This window comes from Flavobacterium sp., assembly GCF_043760115.1.
Classification (GTDB): domain Bacteria; phylum Bacteroidota; class Bacteroidia; order Flavobacteriales; family Flavobacteriaceae; genus Flavobacterium.
Genome location: NZ_JAYUPK010000134.1, coordinates 21784 through 38645, shown reverse-complemented (window position 1 = coordinate 38645; position 16862 = coordinate 21784). Strand labels below are relative to the sequence as shown.

Below are 16862 nucleotides of genomic sequence, written 5' to 3'. Positions count from 1 at the left end.
CAATTGTTCCGCCAAGTTCTGGAATTTTGGTAAAGAAAAATCCAAATAGAATGGATAAAATAATGATTGCAAATAAATCCCAAAACCAAGTAGTTTTTAGTTTTTTTAATGGTAAATTTAAAATCAAAAAAGCACCTGTTATAAAAAATAGTTTTACAAATAAGAATGATGCTGCTCCAAAACCTTTATAAATAAACAAATCTGATAAATAAGCACCAAATTTTCCTAGCCAATTATTAGCTACTTCAGTTCTGTCTGAAAGAGCAATTACTGCACTTTGATCTGATCTTCCGTGAATAAAAAACGATATAAAAGCAACTAATAATCCAATAGAAAATAGCACTAAAAGACAACCTAAAACTAATTTTATTTGTCTTTTATTTTTCCAAGATTTTAAATCAACCGAATTGGAATCTTTTTTATTTTGAGTTTCTTTCTTAACTGTTTTAGCCATTGATAATTAGGTGATTACAATAAAATAGTACATTATTAATTTGTAAAAATTATAGTTTCGGAATATAAATTATGCAACCAATTGCAATAGCTGTTACTGCTGCAAAAAATACAGCTCCAGCAGCAATGTCTTTAATAAAACCTATGCGTTCATGAAATTCTGGATGTATAAAATCTGCCACTTTTTCTACAGCAGTATTTAGTCCTTCAATGCTTAAAACCAAACCAATTACTAGCGTTTGAATTAACCATTCTGTTTGAGAAATTTCATAGTAAAATCCAGCAAAGATTAATAAAATTGCAATAGAAAATTGTACCATTACACTGTGTTCAGTTGTAATAAGTTTTATTGCACCTTTTAATGCAAATCCCATACTTTTAAATCTTCCTGTTACAAAAGTTTTATCTCTTTCAAATTCCATAAATTTTTATAGCGATGCTAAAGCTGCATTATAATTAGGTTCGTCTGCAATTTCTGGAACTTGCTCTGCATATTTTACCATTCCATTTTCGTCTAAAACTATAACTACTCTCGAATGCAATCCAGCTAAAACACTTTCAGACAATTCTAAACCATACTCTTTTCCAAAGCTTCCAGTATTAAAATCGGATAAATTTTCGACATTTTCTAATCCTTCTGCGCCACAAAAGCGTTTTTGAGCAAACGGTAAGTCTCTAGAAATGCATAAAACTTTTGTGTTTTCTAATGTACTTGCACTTTCATTAAATTTTCTAACTGAAGCTGCACACGTTCCAGTATCAACACTTGGAAATATATTTAAAACCAATTTATTTCCTGCATAATCAGCAAGTGAAACTATTGATAAATCGTTCTTTACTAATTTAAATTCAGGTGCTTTTGACCCAACTTTTGGTAATTCTCCACTTGTTTTTACAGGATTTCCGCCTAATGTTATTGTTGCCATTTTTGTATAATTTTAAGATTTCAAAAGTATGAAAAAAATATTAGGATTTTATGATTTTCAAATTAGGTTTTAAACTTAAATTTTAACATTTAAATTTTGTAAATATTAATTGTTTTATTGTAATATTGCAATATAAAAATGATATAACAAAATGGGTGTTTCTAAAACCGAATCTTTTACTGATAATCAAAACGAATTGGCAACGCTTTTTAAAGCACTTTCTCATCCTGCAAGAGTAGCAATAATTGAATATTTATTGCAAGTTGATAAATGTATTTGTGGCGATATTGTAAATGAGTTACCATTGGCGCAACCAACTGTTTCTCAGCATTTAAAAGAATTAAAAAATGCCAATATTATAAAAGGAACAATAGAAGGAACTGCAATATGTTATTGTATTAATGAATCCACTTTAAAGAAATTTGAAAATTATTTTTCTGCAATTTCTAAAACTTTAAAAATCAAATGTTGTTAAATTAAATCGTATAAAAATAGAATTATGAAACTATCACAATTTAAAAATTTGCTAGAAAATTCAGAAAACTTTTCTTTTCAATTGCCAAGCGGAACTAGGGTTCCAAAACATTTTCATATTACAGAAATGGGAATGATTACCAAACATTTTATTGATTGCGGAATATCTTTTCATCAAGAAAAAAAAGTTACTTTTCAACTTTGGTATGCCAATGATTTAGATCATGTTTTAAGTTCAGATGTTGCTCTAAAAATTATTGATGCTTCAGATAAAATTATTGGAAACGAAGATTTAGAGATAGAAGTAGAGTATCAAATGGAAGAAACTATCGGAAAATTTGGATTGGATTTTGCTAACGGAAATTTTCAATTAACAAAAAAAGAAACTACTTGTTTAGCAATAGATTCTTGCGGAATTCCAAATGAAAAGTTGAAAGTTAACATTGGAGAATGGAAAGAAAAAATGACTTCTTGCGCTCCAAATTCTGGTTGTTGTTAAGATGAAAGCGTTTTTGATAAAATATAAAAAACCATTAATTATAACGGTTTCTATAACAATTTTACAATTAATTTGGGGTTTTGACCCAAAGTTTTGTATTATAAATTTAATTTGGTTGTTGGTTTAATATGGTAGAAAATAAAGAGCATTGGGAAAAAGTTTTTAGCACAAAACAAGAAAATGAAGTAAGTTGGTTTCAAAAAAATCCTTTTACATCGTTAGAATTTATTTCTAAATTTAAGTTATCAAAAGATGCTAAAATAATTGATGTTGGTGGTGGAGATAGTTATTTTATCGATGCACTTTTAGAATTGGGTTTTACTAATTTAACTTTGTTAGATATATCTGCCAATGCAATTGAAAGAATTAAAACTAGATTGGGAGAAAAAGCTAAAAATGTAACATTTATTATTTCAGATGTTTTAGATTTTAACTGTAAAGAAAAATATGATTTTTGGCATGACAGAGCATCTTTTCATTTTTTATTAAATCAAAATCAAATTGAAAAGTATTTAGAAATTGTTTCAAATAGTATTGATAAAAATGGTATTATGGTTATTGGAACTTTTTCAGAAAATGGTCCAAAAAGATGTAGCGGATTAGATATTATTCAATATAATGAAGTTAAAATGAATGAAGTTTTTAACACCAATTTTGAACTTATAGATTCATTTATTATAGATCATCAAACTCCATTTGATACTATTCAGAATTTTATTTTTGTTAGTTTTAAAAGAAAATAATATGATAAATATTTTAGTACTTTGTACAGGAAACAGTTGTAGAAGTCAAATTGCTCATGGTTATTTAGAGCATTTTACAGATAAGAAAAAGGTTAAAATTTATTCAGCTGGCGTTGAAACTCACGGAGTAAATCCAAAAGCAATTATTATTATGAAAGAGGATGGAATTGATATTTCAGATTATACTTCTAATAATGTAGAAGAATATTTTGAAATTCCTTTTAATTACATAATTACAGTTTGTGACAATGCAAAAGAACGTTGTCCATTTTTCCCAAGTAAAGCTGTAAAATTGCATTATAATTTTCCCGATCCAGCAAAAGCAGTAGGTAATGAGGAAGAAATTTTAAATGAATTTAGAAATGTTAGAGAATTAATTAAAATATATTGTGATGAATTTGTTACAACTAATTTATAAATAAAACTCGCAAAATCATTTTTCAGATTTTACGAGTTTAAAAAATTTACTGATCTATAGAACCCAAAACACGTTTCATAAAGTCGTTTAAGGCAACTTTTTTATCCTTGCCTTCTTTTATCATTTTGTTAACTTCTAATGCGCCATACATATTTGAAATTAATTCACCAATAACATCTAACTCTTCATCTTTTAAGGAAGAAACTTCTGTTAAAGCTTCTAAAACCTCAATGGTTTCAATTAAATAATCTTGGTCATTATCTTCAATAAATTGGGATAAATGTTTTATAATTGGTAATTTCATATTCTTTAATTTGCAACAATTTCATTTACTAATTCAGCCAAAACTTCTGTTTTATTAGTTTGTGTTTCGTTTAATAATTTTCCGTTAACAAATGTAGCAAAAGTTGGTAAATTTGAAACATTAGCCAATTTTCGAGATTCTGGAAAATTTTCAGCATCAACCAAAATAAATGCGATATTTTCATTTTCTGAAGCCATTTTCTTGAATTTTGGTTTCATGATTCTACAATTTCCGCACCAAGAAGCTGTATATTGAACTACAACTTTATCATTTGATGCTACTAAATCTTGTAACGTATCTTCGTTTAATTCGATTAACATAGTTTTAAAATTTCAATGCCAATTTCAATATCAAAAATCAAAAAAATAGTTATAATTGATTTTAGGTATTGCAATTGAAATTTGTTATTATTTTAGTTTTGTGCCAAATAAGCCGCCGTACTCAATCTATCTGCAGTCATTGCTTCTTTTCCAGCTTCCCAATTTGCTGGACAAACTTCACCTTTTTCTTGAATGTGCGTGTAAGCATCAACCATTCTCAAATATTCGTTTACGTTTCTACCCAATGGCATATCATTTACACTTTCATGGAAAATTTTACCGGTTTCGTCAATTAAATAAGTTGCTCTAAAAGTTACATTCGAACCTTCTAGAATTTCATCATTCAATTCTTCATCATAAACCAATTCTGCATCCAAAATATCTAATGCAGATGATAAATTTCGGGTAGTATCAGCTAATATTGGATAGGTTACTCCTTCAATTCCACCATTATTTTTTGGTGTATTCAACCAGGCGAAATGCACTTCGTTGGTGTCACAAGAAGCACCAATTACTATAGTATTTCTTTTTTCAAATTCTGGTAATGCAGCTTGAAAAGCATGTAATTCTGTTGGGCATACAAATGTAAAATCTTTTGGATACCAAAATAAAAGTACTTTTTTGTTATTATTTAATGCTTCTTCTAAAACGTTGATTCTTAAATTATCGCCCATTTCTGATATAGCATCAACTGTAATGTTTGGGAATTTTTTACCTACTAAAGACATAATTATATGATTAAATTATTATTTTAAATTTTGTGCAAAAGTAGTACCTAAACCATTATTTTTCAATTGATATTGATATTATTTTTCTATCTTATGAAAAGTTTAACTGATGTTTATCAACAAATTAGTATCAATAAAAAAATCACTTTTGATACTATAGTTTTTATCTATTGAAATTTAATTTTACCATGAATAAATTTTAATAATTTCGTAAATCAATTAATTACTAAATAAATAGCAATATGGAAAATAACCCAAAAGACAACCAAACGTCTTATAATGTAAATAGTAATCCAAATGCCGAAAGTAAATGTCCTTTTGGTGGCGATATTGCTGGTGGACCAATAAATATGGAAAATGCGAAAATCAAACAGATGAATAGCAAAGGTCCGATTAATAGAGATTGGTGGCCAAATCAATTAAAATTAAATATTCTGCGTCAGCATTCTTCGCTTTCAAATCCAATGAATAAAGATTTTAATTATGCTAAGGAATTTAAATCAGTTGATTTAGCGGCATTAAAAAATGACATTTATGATTTAATAAACACTTCACAAGATTGGTGGCCAGCAGATTATGGAACTTATTCTGGATTTTTTATAAGAATGGCTTGGCATAGCGCAGGAACTTATAGAACATCTGATGGTCGTGGTGGTTCTGGTTCTGGAAGTCAACGTTTTGCGCCATTAAATAGTTGGCCAGATAATGCCAATTTAGATAAAGCACGATTATTACTTTGGCCAATAAAACAAAAATATGGCAAGAAAGTTTCTTGGGCAGATTTAATGATTTTAGCAGGAAATTGTGCTTTAGAAACTGCCGGATTTAAAACTTTTGGTTTTGGTGGCGGAAGAGTTGATACTTGGGAACCACAAGAAGATGTGTATTGGGGTTCAGAAAGAGAATGGTTGGCAGACAACAGATATTCTGGCGAAAGAGAACTAGAATATCCATTGGCAGCAGTTCAAATGGGATTGATTTATGTAAATCCAGAAGGACCAAACGGAAATCCAGATCCGTTAAAATCGGCTTATGATATTAGAGAAACTTTTGCCAGAATGGCAATGAATGATGAAGAAACAGTCGCACTTATTGCTGGTGGACATACTTTAGGCAAAACTCACGGCGCAGCAGATCCAAGTAAATATATAGAATTAGAACCAGCAGCAGCAGGAATTGAAATGCAAAGCCAAGGTTGGAAAAATAATTTTGGTACAGGAAATGGTGGTGACACCATTACAAGTGGATTAGAAGGTGCATGGACAAGCACACCAAATAAATGGAGCCAAGATTATTTTAAAAATTTATTTCAATATGAATGGGAATTATTTAAAAGTCCTGCTGGTGCACACCAATGGAAACCTGTAAATAATGGTGGCGCTGGCACAGTTCCAGATGCACACGATGCTTCAAAAACGCATCAACCATTTATGCTAACTACCGATTTAGCGTTGCGAGTTGATCCAGCTTATGAGAAAATTTCTAGAAGATTTTTAGAAAACCCAGAAGATTTTAATGATGTTTTTGCCAGAGCATGGTTTAAATTAACGCACCGAGATATGGGTCCAAAATCTTTATATTTAGGTTCAGAAGTTCCTAGTGAAGAATTAATTTGGCAAGATCCAATTCCGAATGTAAAGTATACTAGTGTAAACGAAGAAGATATTAAAAATTTAAAATTTTCTTTGGTTTCATCTGGATTAAGTATTTCAGAATTAGTTGCAACAGCTTGGGCTTCAGCTTCTACTTTTAGAGCATCAGACAAGCGTGGTGGTGCAAATGGTGGTCGTTTACGATTGCTTCCACAAAGAGATTGGAAAGTAAATAATCCTGCACAATTGTCTAAAGTTTTAGCAATTTTAGAAAAAATTCAGAAAGATTTTAATGCATCACAACCCGAAAATAAACAAGTTTCTATTGCAGATTTAATTGTTTTAGGTGGATGTGTTGGTGTAGAACAAGCAGCGAAAAATGGTGGATTTGATGTAAAAGTTCCATTTACGCCAGGAAGAGCAGATGCTTCTCAAGAGCAAACCGATGTTGATTCGTTTGATGTATTAGAACCTCAAGCTGATGGTTTTAGAAATTATTCAAGAACAGAATTTACAGTTTCTGCTGAAGAATTGTTACTTGATAAAGCACAATTATTGTCATTAACAGCTCCAGAAATGGCATTGATGGTTGCAGGAATGAGAGTTTTGAATACCAATTTTGATCAATCTAAAACTGGAATTTTCACCAATCGTCCAGAAACTTTAACTAATGATTTCTTTGTAAATTTATTGGATATGAGTACCACTTGGAAAGCTGTTTCAGAATCTAGTGAAGCTTTTATTGGAAGCGATAGAAAAACTGGCGCTATTAAATGGATTGGAACACGTGTAGATTTAATTTTTGGATCGAATACCGAGTTGAGAGCGATTGCAGAAGTATATGCTTGTGAAGATGCAAAAGAACAATTTGTTCACGATTTTATTGCAGCTTGGAATAAAGTTATGAATTTAGATAGATTTGATTTGAATTAATTTTAAATTAAAATATTTTTAAAAGGTGGTTTGGAAACGAACTGCCTTTTTTGTTTTAGACAAATAAGTTTTTTTTAAACCATTTAGGAAGTTAAGGTCATTAAGGTTTTTGTATTATTAGATGATAAATTAAGAAATGTAAATAAAAAATACTATTTTTTTTACTCTTAATTACCTTAACCTACTTGATGGTTTTAAAAATTTTAATTACTTTTCTAATTAAAAAACATAAGATTTTTATTGAATAACTTTTTTATATATTTGTTTCCAGCAAAAGTTAATAAAAGCATACTAAACCATTACACTATTTACAAATTTATACTATGAATTTTTCCAATTTATTCCGAAAAAAATCAACAAAAGCAATAGTTCAAGAAGGTGGCGATGGAGAACATTCTGGTTTAAGTAAAGTATTAAACGTTAAAGATTTAACTTTTTTTGGAATAGCAGCAATAATTGGTGGAGGAACTTTTAGTGCAATTGGAAACGCTTGCTTTTCTGGTGGTCCAGCTGTTGTACTTTTATACATTATGTGTGCCATTGCTTGCGGATTTACAGCTATGTGTTATGCAGAATTCGCTTCACGTGTACCAGTTTCAGGAAGCGCATATACGTATGCTTATGTATCTTTTGGAGAATTATTCGCTTGGATAATTGGTTGGGCATTAATTATGGAATATTCTATAGGAAATATTTATATCGCTTTTTCTTGGAGTGGTTATTTTACAAATTTATTAGAATCTTTTCATATTTATTTACCTGAATGGTTGACTATAAATTATAAATCTGCACACGCTGCTTTTGAAACCAATAAAGGTGTCGAAGGTTTAGCGGCTTGGAAAAACGCACCCATTATTGGAGGTTTAAAAATAATTTTCGATTTGCCTGCAGTTGTCATTAATTTACTAATTACTTACTTGGTTTATAGAGGAACAAAAGAATCTAGAAATTTTAGTAATATAATGGTTTATATAAAGTTAGCAATAATTTTATTAGTAATAATTGTTGGCGCTTTTTATATTGATATTGACAACTGGACACCATTTATGCCAAACGGATTTGGTGGAGTTATGGCTGGAGTTTCAGCTGTTTTCTTTGCTTACATTGGTTTTGATGCTGTTTCGACTTTGGCAGAAGAAACTAAAAATCCGCAACGCGATTTACCAAAAGGTATGATTTATTCGTTGGTAATTTGCACCATAGTTTTTATTGTTTTGGCGTTGGTTATTACCGGAATGGTTTCTTATGAATTGCTTGGAGTAAGTGATCCATTGGCTGAAATTTTTGCATTAAAAGGCGTAAAATGGATGTTGTTTATTGTATCGATCGCAGCAGTTGTAGCAATGACAAGTGTTTTGTTGGTTTTTCAAATGGGACAACCTAGAATTTGGATGACCATGTCTCGAGATGGTTTAATGCCAAAGAAATTTGCAGAAATTCATCCAAAATATAAAACACCAAGTTTTGCTACAATTGTAACAGGTTTGGTAGTTGGAATTCCAATATTTTTTACTGATGAAAACTTTGTATTAGACTTTACAAGTATTGGAACTTTATTTGCTTTTGTATTGGTATGTGGTGGTGTTTTAATGTTATCTCCACAAAGTGAAACTGAACTTGCAGAACGTGCAACAAAAGGAAAATTCAGAATTCCGTATGTAAATTCCAAATTTATTTTTCCTTTGATTATGATTATTGCTGTTGTATTAATTGTGAATTATTTACCAACATTCTTTTCTGATATAATTAATTTTTCTGATGGTAAAATGGCTACCAATATTCCAATGCTAGTATTTTTAATAGTTTGTGTTGTAATGACATTCTTATCGTTCACCAAAAACCTTTCATTAATTCCATTATTAGGATTGGTTTCGTGCTGTTATTTACTAACTGGAATGGCAGTTTCTAACTGGATGTGGTTTGGAGTTTGGTTGGTTATTGGGTTGGTATTTTACTTTATTTATGGATATAAAAATAGTAAGTTGAATTTGAAAGCGTAAACAAGCTTTTGTTAGAAACATAAAAAAATCCCTTTGAGAATTTCTCAAACGGATTTCAATAAAATAAATTTTATAAACTTAGCTTATCACATTTTACAAAAACCAAAATCAACGATACATTCTTTCATAGACAAAAATATTCTATCAATATCATTATCCAAACCAATATAAAAACGAATCAAGCCATCAATTAATTTGAAAAGAAGTAGTAAAACTAGAAGAGGTTTTAGAATTTTTAAAGTAATTGCTGACTATGATTAAATTCTAAAAATTTGCCTTAAGGATATGGATAAATACCGAGAATTTTTAGTAAAAAAACTAACAACTCTCAATCATATTGGAAGTATTCACAGCACATTTATGATTGGTGAAGTGAAGAATACTACAGTTTTTATGGTTTGATTTTATATATTCTTTCTAGAATTTATCATTTTATGCAATAAAAATCTCATTAACTTAAATAGTACAAAGTAATTTATCTCAAAAGATTGAAATGGAAAAAAATTAGAAATTAATTGTAAATAAATACTCAATACATACATCTTTTAGCCCTGATTGAAACGGTAGCTCGCGATTTTTTTATCGCGACTACAAGTGTAAAGCAGGAATTGCCATTGTAAATAAAGACCAAGCCATTTGCTACTGATATGCACCTGCACAAGTTCAAAATATAATAAAACTTTTTACCTATATTTGAAAATCTATAAACTTAAAATAAAAATATGCAAGAAGAGAAACACGAATTGAAACGCTCTTTAGGGTTAATTGACGCCACAAGTATTGTTGCAGGTTCAATGATAGGTTCGGGAATATTTATTGTAACCGCACAAATGGCTAAAGATGTTGGTTCTGCAGCTTGGCTTTTAGTTATTTGGTTGGTTACAGGTTTATTAACAATGTCGGCAGCGTTGAGTTATGGTGAATTGGCTGGAATGATGCCAAATGCTGGAGGACAATTTGTTTACATTCAACGTGCTTACGGAAAATTAGCTTCTTTTCTTTATGGTTGGACTGTTTTTACTGTAATTCAAACTGGTGTTATTGCTGCAGTTGCAGTAGCTTTTGCAAAATATGCAGCAGTGTTTTTTCCTGTTTTAGATACTGAGTTAATTAAAATTGGTGAAGATTTTACTTTTACAAACAAACAAATTCTGGCAATGGCAAGTATTATTTTACTAACTTATATTAATACTAAAGGTGTAAAAACTGGAAAATCTATTCAATTATTTTTTACTTCGGCAAAACTTATTGCACTATTTGCTATAATAATTTTAGGATTATATGTTGGTTTAAAAACAGATGTTTTATCTAACAATTTTGCCAATATGTGGGATGCGTCTAAAACAGTTTTAAATCCTGATGGCAGCATAACGGTTACTAAACTTGCAGGAATTGCTTTGCTAGGAGCAATGGGAGCAACAATTATAAATTCGTTATTTTCTAGTGATGCTTGGAACAATGTAACTTTTATTGCTGGAGAAATTAAAGAACCAAAGAAAAACATTCCTAGAAGTTTGTTTCTTGGAACTTTGATTGTTACCGTAATTTATATTTTGGCAAATCTTGCCTATTTAGCTTTGTTGCCTATGACTGGATCACCAACTGGAACAACAGTTTTAGAAAACGGAATTATGTTTGCCAATCAAGATAGAGTTGGAGCTGCAGCAGCTAATGTTATAATGGGAAATATTGGCGTTTTTGTAATGGCAGGATTAATTATGGTTTCTACTTTTGGTTGCAACAGCGGATTAATTTTATCTGGTGGAAGATTATTTTACGCAATGGCAAAAGATAAATTGTTTTTTAAAGAAGCTCAAGATTTAAACAATAATGATGTTCCAGAAAAGGCACTTTGGTTGCAATGTTTTTGGGCTTGCATACTTTGTATTTCTGGTCGATATGGAGATTTATTGACTTATGCAACTTTTGCATCTTTATTATTTTATATTCTAACTATTTATGGAATTTTTATTTTAAGAAAAAAAGAACCTAATGCTGAAAGACCTTACAAAGCTTTTGGCTATCCAATTATACCAATGCTCTACATAATTGTTACAGCTCTAATTTGTATTACTTTATTGATTTACGATACAAAAAGTACTGGACTTGGATTGGTAATTGTAGGTTTAGGAATTCCAGTTTATTATTTATTTTTAAATAAGAAAGAGTAAATTATTTGTAAAAAAAAAATCACCGTCAAGTGATTTTTAATTTTTTCTGATTAACAGTTATTTAGCTCGTGTACCATTTCGTTGGTTACAGACGGAAAGTTGGAAAACCTCTATATTCTAAATGCTATTGCGCCAACTTGGCAAATCATAATTGAGATTTTACTTTCAACTATGTAAAGTTACTTAATTGAGTTGCTTTGGCTGTTGTATTAAAATTGCAAACATTTATATATTTCTCACAAAAAAATGGCTGAAAATTATTTCAGCCATTTTTATATTGAATAGATTAAAGTTTATTTTGTATTAAAAACATTTACAAGAGACATTTTGTCTAAACCAATTGTTCTTGCAAAAATATGACGATTGCTGTCTGGTAAAAAGTTTATTAATTGATTTACATAAATAAGATTATAGTTTCTATCTGGATCTTCATAATTTGTAAAACTTAGTATATTGTTTGGATTTCTAGAAAAATCTGCATTTAATGCATAAAAACCAGAATAGTGTCCTGTATTTAAATAATAAGTTCCTTTCAATTTTATTAATCCAAACGAATCACTTACTAGTACTTCTCTAGATGTATCAGTTTGTAATTTTAATATTGATTTTAAAGTTCCTTCATAAGACATTACAAATAAATTTGACAATTCATATCGATATTTAGGATTAAAAAATGCTTGAGAATTTACACTTCCATCAGGATTTTTATCATCCATTTGAGTTTTGGCTTGCGTAAATAAATGAATTTCATTGTTTTGAAGAAAAACATTTTTAATTTCTACATTTATCAATTTTCTTAAATTTGAAAATTCAGAAACTTTATTATTTTGAAGTGTTTTACCTAATGTTAAATCATAAAAAATTATTTTACTATAATCGCCAGATCGAACACCTTTTGCAGGATAATTAAATGCTATTAAATAATCTTGAGTTCCAATGGTTACAAGTTTTGGTTCTTGTAATTTAATTTCTTCTTCAAATGTTTTGTTTTCTTGCGAATCAGATGTTACAATTGTTACATAATTGTCTAATTTCCAACCTTTGGCAGAACGTATAAGAACTACTTTTCCAGAATTGGAAACCGAATGAAATTCTGTATAATATTTATCATCAAATGAAACTTCTTTTTGCCAAATAGTTTCTAAAGAATTAGCATCAAGGACCAATAACAAAGAAACCTCTGATTCTTCTTTAGCTCTATATTTAGTACATCTAATAGCAATGTAATTTCCGTTATCAGATTTTTTTAAACTAACATTAGCAGATTTTCCAGCAGATAAAATAGGATATGTAGTTACAACAGTTGTTGTAAATTCATTAGTTTGTTTGTCAAAAACTAGTTTTGAAATATCTGTTTTTTTAGATTTGGTAGAATAGGTTTCTAAAAAAACTGCTGCTTTTCCTGTATTTGTTGCACAAGTTCCAAGTACATTATTCATAGTTCCAATATCAAAATTTGGAAATTGTTGCTTATAAGTATTTGCTAACTGATTTTTTTGATCAAACTTTCTAACAATAGCAATATTGCTAGACATCAATCCATTACTGTTTATTGTACTTAAAAGAAATGTATTATAATTGTCTGTTAAAACAAACTCTGGTTTAATCTCTGCTTTAACATCATAGTCAAATGTAGGTCCAAATTCAAACCTTAATTGTGAAAACGAAAGTTGTGAAACTATAATTACTGTAAATAAAAATATCTTTTTCATATTATTTAACTGTATAAATACGCGATTCTATATTTTTTAATTCTACTTCATCTTCATAAGATAATTTAATGTCTACTAAATTTTCTTGTAATTCGTTAAGATATTTTTCTGCCTCAGTTTTTTTGTTCATCGCTAAATTTAAATTTATTAAATTAAAATAAATAAACTTTGCAATTTTAGAATTCAAATCGGCTTTAGTATTTTTATATTCAACTTTAGTTAAAGTACTTAACCAAATATCAATACCTTTTTGTAATCCAGCAGTAGCAGCTGCATTTATTGCAGGATTGTCTGGTTGCATTTTTTTAATGTTTGTAGTAATGTAAATATCAGCTTTCTCTAAATCGTCATACTTACCTTTATTTTTTACACTTTTAATAGAAACGGCTGTATTCAATGTTTGAAATGCAAAATTATCATCTAAGTATGTATTTAAAAATGCAATTACTTTATTTAAATGATTTTTTTCTTCAAGTGGTTTATTAATATTATTTGTTGGAGATGAAGAAATCATTTCAAAATCTTGAAAAAATGTTTTATTAATTTTTTCTACACCATTTACTTTTACAACAAGTTTTGTTGGTTGATTTGCAAATGATTGACCTGCGTTATCTTGAAATTTAACATCTTTAATATCTACATTAATATCAACATAGTTACTTTCTTTATTAAAACCTTTAATATTTATTTGGGTTGACAATACACTATTGTTTACAATAATGTATTCATTTAAGTTTGGTTCTCTATAAACTGGAGGTTGTGGTTTGTAATACACTGGTTTAGTTGGTGTATACATTCTAGGATTTTTACCTTGTTCTGTCATAGTTAAACGTTCAAACAAAGTAAGCTTTTTAAATTCTGCTGATTCTTGTGCAAATTTTTCTTTAGAATCAACAACTTCTTTATCGTAATCTTTCAATTTTTGTTGAAATTCTGTTTCGCTGTTTTTAACAACATTATCATGATTAGCAACGTCCTTTTTAAAATCATCTTTAGATTTTTGAATTACATCTTCTGCTGTTAAATTGTAAGGCGAAGTAACAGTAACTTTATAACTTCTAGAAGCTTCATCAATAAGGATTTTTGGAGCTTTTAATGATTTTAAATACACTATTTCAGATGAAATATTTTGTGCGTTTAAAGAAATTGTAAATAATGCAACAAATAATAGTAGTTTAAATTTCATTGTTTTAGGTTTAATTTTTTGCAAATATAATGTTTTAATTGTTTTTTTAAAAACAGATTACCATTCGAGTAATCAACTATTGTACCAAAAAAAACTCACTTTTTAAAAAGTGAGTTTGATTGTTATTTATTTAATTCGCGAATTTGTTTCAATTTGTCTTTCCAAGTAACTAATTCTTCTTTATGTCTTGCAATTGTTTTTCTAACTTCTGTTACAATTGAATTTTCTTTCTTAGCGTTTTTAGTATTTTGAAAGAACTGAATGTTGTTTTCTAGTTGAAAAATTTCATTCTGAACTTCATCTATTTTACGCATTATAAAGATTTTTTCGCCATCAAGTTTTCTAGAATCATCACCAAGATTATCTAGTTTATTAGCAAATCGCATTTTCTCAGTATCTTTCTTGCTCAAACTTAGTTTTTCGAATAAAGCATCTAGAATTTTATTAAATTTTCCTTCAATATGTCTTCTATTAAAAGGAACTCTTCCTAATGCTTTCCATGCTTCAATGTGCGCTTTTATTGCGTCTAAATCGGTTTTATGTTCACCAATTAGTTCAAATGATTTTAACGTTTCTAAATATTCTTTTTTGTTTTCAAAAGCAGCAACTTCTTCGCTATCTTCTTCTTTTTTAGTATTTTTTAAACGTTCAAAATAATAATTGCAAGCTGCTCTAAACTCATTCCAAAGTGTATCTGAAAATTTTCTTGGTACATGACCAATTTGTTTCCATTCTTCTTGAATTTGTTTCATCATTGCAGTTGTAGCAACAAAATCTTCACTTTCTTTTAATTCATTGGCTTTGGCAACCAATGCTTGTTTTAAACTTAAATTATCGTTTTGATCTTTTTTAATGTCTTTATAAAATGAATTTTTAAGAACATTAAAATTACGAACTGTAGTTTTAAAACTTGCCCAAGTTGCTTCATTTACATCACCTGGCACTTTTCCTGTAGCAAAAAATTCATTACGTAAAGCTTCAACTTTTACAATTTGGTTTAACCAAGCTTGATGCGAATCTACTTTTTCTTTAGAAAGAACATCCAATTGAGCAACAATTTCATTTTTCTTAGCAAGATTTTCTGTTTCAACAGCTCTAAAACTTTCGTAAAACACTTCTCTTTGGTCGTGCATTTGCTTAGTTAAATCACTAAATTTTTTCCAAATTTCTTCTCTGTGTTCTCTAGAAACTGGCCCAATATCTTCTTTCCAAATTTTATGTAAATCTTGTAATTCTCTAAACGCTTTGTTAGAATCGGTATCAACAACAAGTTCTTCTACACGAGCAATAATTTTTAATTTTAAATCTAAATTGTGTTTAAAATCAATATCTCTTGCTTCTCTATCAAGGTGTAAAAAGTCGTAAAAATTTTCAATATGAAAATGATAATTGTTCCAAACATGGTTGTATTTGTCTTTAGGAATTGCGCCTGCAACTTTCCAACGTTCTCTAATATCATTTAATTGTTTCAACGAAGCAGAAATATTTTCTGGCGAATGAATTAAATTTTTCAATTCTTCAACAATAGCCATTCTGTTTTCTAAATTCTGTTGCAAATTAGTTTGCAACGATTTAAAATGAGTATTTTTCTTTTCTTTATATTGAGTATATAAGGTATCAAATTTTGCTTTTAAAGGAAAATTGTATTGAAAATCTTCAGTACTTTCTGGGTTTTCAACTTTAAATTCCTCTTTTTTCTCATCAATAAAATGATAATATTTAGATAAAAACGCTTTTTTAACTTCTTCAACATGTTCTCTTACCGACATTACTTTGTCAACAACCACAAGAGTTTCCAAAGCTTCAACCAATTTTTCCATTGGCATAGCTTCATAATCTTCCATAGGAATATCGTGTCTAGCTTTTAACGTTTCGTCTTCGCTTTCTTCGGCATTTACATTGGCAATTGCATTTACTGCGTGATCGTTTTCATCTTGAATTTCTACTGTATCATTTGCAACTTGTTCGTCTGTAAGCTCAATAACGTTATCAATTGTAGGTATTTTATGCGCTACAATTGGCTGTTCAACTTCTTCAATTTCAGCTGCTTTTGGTTCTTCAACAGTTTCAGTTGCTACAGAAATTTCTTCATTTACAGTTTCAGTTTCAACTTCTTCAACAGTTTCTAATGGAGTTTCAGCCAAAGTTTCTTCAGTTTCATCGGCAACAACTTCTGTAACTTCTTCTACAGTTGCTGCTTCATTTTCTGCATCAACAATTACTTCAACTTCTTGATTTTCAGTTTCTACTGTCTCTAGAGATTCGTTTTTTACGTTTCCATCTGTCTCGTTAATTTCACCAGACAGGTTATCATTCTTTTCTTCTAACATTTTATAAATGTGTGAGGTTATACAATTTAAGGTGCGAAAGATAGTAAAGTGTGGTCAAAATTCCAAGAAAAGC

At 29.2% G+C, this 16862-nt stretch carries 16 protein-coding genes and 1 pseudogene; 8 read left to right on the top strand and 9 right to left on the bottom strand.

Features of this window, described 5'->3' with window-relative positions; genetic code table 11:
- The 3 genes from ACH2BC_RS11410 to tpx all read right to left on the bottom strand — a co-directional run.
- Nucleotides 1-454 (bottom strand): DNA translocase FtsK 4TM domain-containing protein (locus tag ACH2BC_RS11410; protein WP_395054128.1); only part of this gene is annotated, 454 nt, incomplete at its 3' end.
- Nucleotides 455-503: 49 nt separating this feature from the next.
- Nucleotides 504-875: a diacylglycerol kinase gene (locus ACH2BC_RS11405; protein ID WP_395054127.1), complete on the bottom strand. Its 372-nt coding sequence runs from the start codon at nucleotides 873-875 to the stop codon at nucleotides 504-506.
- A gap of 6 nt (nucleotides 876-881) precedes the next feature.
- Nucleotides 882-1379 (bottom strand): thiol peroxidase, encoded by a 498-nt coding sequence (tpx, locus tag ACH2BC_RS11400; RefSeq protein WP_395054126.1) that lies wholly within the window; start codon nucleotides 1377-1379, stop codon nucleotides 882-884.
- A 151-nt stretch (nucleotides 1380-1530) separates the two neighbouring features.
- On the opposite strand from tpx, the gene ACH2BC_RS11395 reads away from it, so the two are divergent.
- The 4 genes from ACH2BC_RS11395 to ACH2BC_RS11380 all read left to right on the top strand — a co-directional run bounded on the left by ACH2BC_RS11395 (nucleotide 1531) and on the right by ACH2BC_RS11380 (nucleotide 3513).
- The gene (locus ACH2BC_RS11395) at nucleotides 1531-1854 is read left to right on the top strand and encodes an ArsR/SmtB family transcription factor (RefSeq protein ID WP_395054125.1); all 324 of its coding nucleotides are present in this window, start codon (nucleotides 1531-1533) and stop codon (nucleotides 1852-1854) included.
- Between the two features lie 24 nt (nucleotides 1855-1878).
- Entirely contained in the window at nucleotides 1879-2352 is a 474-nt protein-coding gene (locus ACH2BC_RS11390) for a DUF6428 family protein (protein ID WP_395054124.1), read from the top strand.
- Between the two features lie 128 nt (nucleotides 2353-2480).
- On the top strand, nucleotides 2481-3095 hold the full coding sequence (locus ACH2BC_RS11385) for a class I SAM-dependent methyltransferase (protein WP_395054123.1): 615 nt from the start codon (nucleotides 2481-2483) through the stop codon (nucleotides 3093-3095).
- A 1-nt stretch (nucleotide 3096) separates the two neighbouring features.
- Entirely contained in the window at nucleotides 3097-3513 is a 417-nt protein-coding gene (locus tag ACH2BC_RS11380; protein WP_395054122.1) for an arsenate reductase ArsC, read from the top strand.
- A 46-nt stretch (nucleotides 3514-3559) separates the two neighbouring features.
- Here ACH2BC_RS11380 and ACH2BC_RS11375 read toward each other — a convergent pair whose 3' ends face one another.
- The 3 genes from ACH2BC_RS11375 to ACH2BC_RS11365 all read right to left on the bottom strand — a co-directional run bounded on the left by ACH2BC_RS11375 (nucleotide 3560) and on the right by ACH2BC_RS11365 (nucleotide 4865).
- Nucleotides 3560-3817 carry a DUF6952 family protein gene (locus tag ACH2BC_RS11375; RefSeq protein WP_395054121.1) on the bottom strand — a complete coding sequence of 86 codons (258 nt, stop codon included), beginning with the start codon at nucleotides 3815-3817 and terminating at the stop codon, nucleotides 3560-3562.
- Between the two features lie 5 nt (nucleotides 3818-3822).
- Nucleotides 3823-4137, bottom strand: a complete 315-nt coding sequence (locus ACH2BC_RS11370) for a thioredoxin family protein (protein WP_395054120.1) — start codon at nucleotides 4135-4137, stop codon at nucleotides 3823-3825.
- Nucleotides 4138-4229: 92 nt separating this feature from the next.
- A complete protein-coding gene (locus tag ACH2BC_RS11365) occupies nucleotides 4230-4865 on the bottom strand; it encodes a peroxiredoxin (protein WP_395054119.1) in 636 nt (211 codons plus the stop codon).
- Between the two features lie 242 nt (nucleotides 4866-5107).
- Between ACH2BC_RS11365 and katG the strand changes: the two genes are divergently transcribed.
- The 4 genes and pseudogenes from katG to ACH2BC_RS11345 all read left to right on the top strand — a co-directional run bounded on the left by katG (nucleotide 5108) and on the right by ACH2BC_RS11345 (nucleotide 11561).
- Nucleotides 5108-7390, top strand: coding sequence for a catalase/peroxidase HPI (gene katG, locus ACH2BC_RS11360; protein WP_395054118.1), 2283 nt, complete (start codon nucleotides 5108-5110; stop codon nucleotides 7388-7390).
- Between the two features lie 323 nt (nucleotides 7391-7713).
- Nucleotides 7714-9390, top strand: a complete 1677-nt coding sequence (locus tag ACH2BC_RS11355) for an amino acid permease (RefSeq protein WP_395054117.1) — start codon at nucleotides 7714-7716, stop codon at nucleotides 9388-9390.
- A 202-nt stretch (nucleotides 9391-9592) separates the two neighbouring features.
- A pseudogene (locus ACH2BC_RS11350) lies at nucleotides 9593-9792 on the top strand (Lrp/AsnC ligand binding domain-containing protein); the annotation flags it as partial.
- A gap of 320 nt (nucleotides 9793-10112) precedes the next feature.
- The gene (locus ACH2BC_RS11345) at nucleotides 10113-11561 is read left to right on the top strand and encodes an APC family permease (protein WP_395054116.1); all 1449 of its coding nucleotides are present in this window, start codon (nucleotides 10113-10115) and stop codon (nucleotides 11559-11561) included.
- Nucleotides 11562-11854: 293 nt separating this feature from the next.
- On the opposite strand, the gene ACH2BC_RS11340 is transcribed toward ACH2BC_RS11345, so the two are convergent.
- The 3 genes from ACH2BC_RS11340 to ACH2BC_RS11330 form a co-directional block, all read right to left on the bottom strand.
- Nucleotides 11855-13273 (bottom strand): hypothetical protein, encoded by a 1419-nt coding sequence (locus ACH2BC_RS11340; protein WP_395054115.1) that lies wholly within the window; start codon nucleotides 13271-13273, stop codon nucleotides 11855-11857.
- Between the two features lies 1 nt (nucleotide 13274).
- Complete coding sequence (locus ACH2BC_RS11335; protein ID WP_395054114.1) at nucleotides 13275-14459, bottom strand: hypothetical protein; 1185 nt, start codon at nucleotides 14457-14459, stop codon at nucleotides 13275-13277.
- 122 nt (nucleotides 14460-14581) lie between these two features.
- Entirely contained in the window at nucleotides 14582-16789 is a 2208-nt protein-coding gene (locus ACH2BC_RS11330) for a DUF349 domain-containing protein (RefSeq protein WP_395054113.1), read from the bottom strand.
- Between the last annotated feature and the right edge of the window lie 73 nt (nucleotides 16790-16862).

Excerpts from the sequence above, each read along its gene's own strand:
- ACH2BC_RS11355 (WP_395054117.1), top strand. The coding sequence starts at position 7,714 with ATGAATTTTTCCAATTTATTCCGAAAAAAATCAACAAAAGCAATAGTT.
- ACH2BC_RS11365 (WP_395054119.1), bottom strand. The coding sequence starts at position 4,865 with ATGTCTTTAGTAGGTAAAAAATTCCCAAACATTACAGTTGATGCTATA.
- ACH2BC_RS11330 (WP_395054113.1), bottom strand. The coding sequence starts at position 16,789 with ATGTTAGAAGAAAAGAATGATAACCTGTCTGGTGAAATTAACGAGACA.
- ACH2BC_RS11405 (WP_395054127.1), bottom strand. The coding sequence starts at position 875 with ATGGAATTTGAAAGAGATAAAACTTTTGTAACAGGAAGATTTAAAAGT.
- ACH2BC_RS11335 (WP_395054114.1), bottom strand. The coding sequence starts at position 14,459 with ATGAAATTTAAACTACTATTATTTGTTGCATTATTTACAATTTCTTTA.
- katG (WP_395054118.1), top strand. The coding sequence starts at position 5,108 with ATGGAAAATAACCCAAAAGACAACCAAACGTCTTATAATGTAAATAGT.
- ACH2BC_RS11340 (WP_395054115.1), bottom strand. The coding sequence starts at position 13,273 with ATGAAAAAGATATTTTTATTTACAGTAATTATAGTTTCACAACTTTCG.
- ACH2BC_RS11395 (WP_395054125.1), top strand. The coding sequence starts at position 1,531 with ATGGGTGTTTCTAAAACCGAATCTTTTACTGATAATCAAAACGAATTG.
- ACH2BC_RS11385 (WP_395054123.1), top strand. The coding sequence starts at position 2,481 with ATGGTAGAAAATAAAGAGCATTGGGAAAAAGTTTTTAGCACAAAACAA.
- ACH2BC_RS11345 (WP_395054116.1), top strand. The coding sequence starts at position 10,113 with ATGCAAGAAGAGAAACACGAATTGAAACGCTCTTTAGGGTTAATTGAC.
- ACH2BC_RS11370 (WP_395054120.1), bottom strand. The coding sequence starts at position 4,137 with ATGTTAATCGAATTAAACGAAGATACGTTACAAGATTTAGTAGCATCA.
- tpx (WP_395054126.1), bottom strand. The coding sequence starts at position 1,379 with ATGGCAACAATAACATTAGGCGGAAATCCTGTAAAAACAAGTGGAGAA.
- ACH2BC_RS11380 (WP_395054122.1), top strand. The coding sequence starts at position 3,097 with ATGATAAATATTTTAGTACTTTGTACAGGAAACAGTTGTAGAAGTCAA.
- ACH2BC_RS11375 (WP_395054121.1), bottom strand. The coding sequence starts at position 3,817 with ATGAAATTACCAATTATAAAACATTTATCCCAATTTATTGAAGATAAT.
- ACH2BC_RS11390 (WP_395054124.1), top strand. The coding sequence starts at position 1,879 with ATGAAACTATCACAATTTAAAAATTTGCTAGAAAATTCAGAAAACTTT.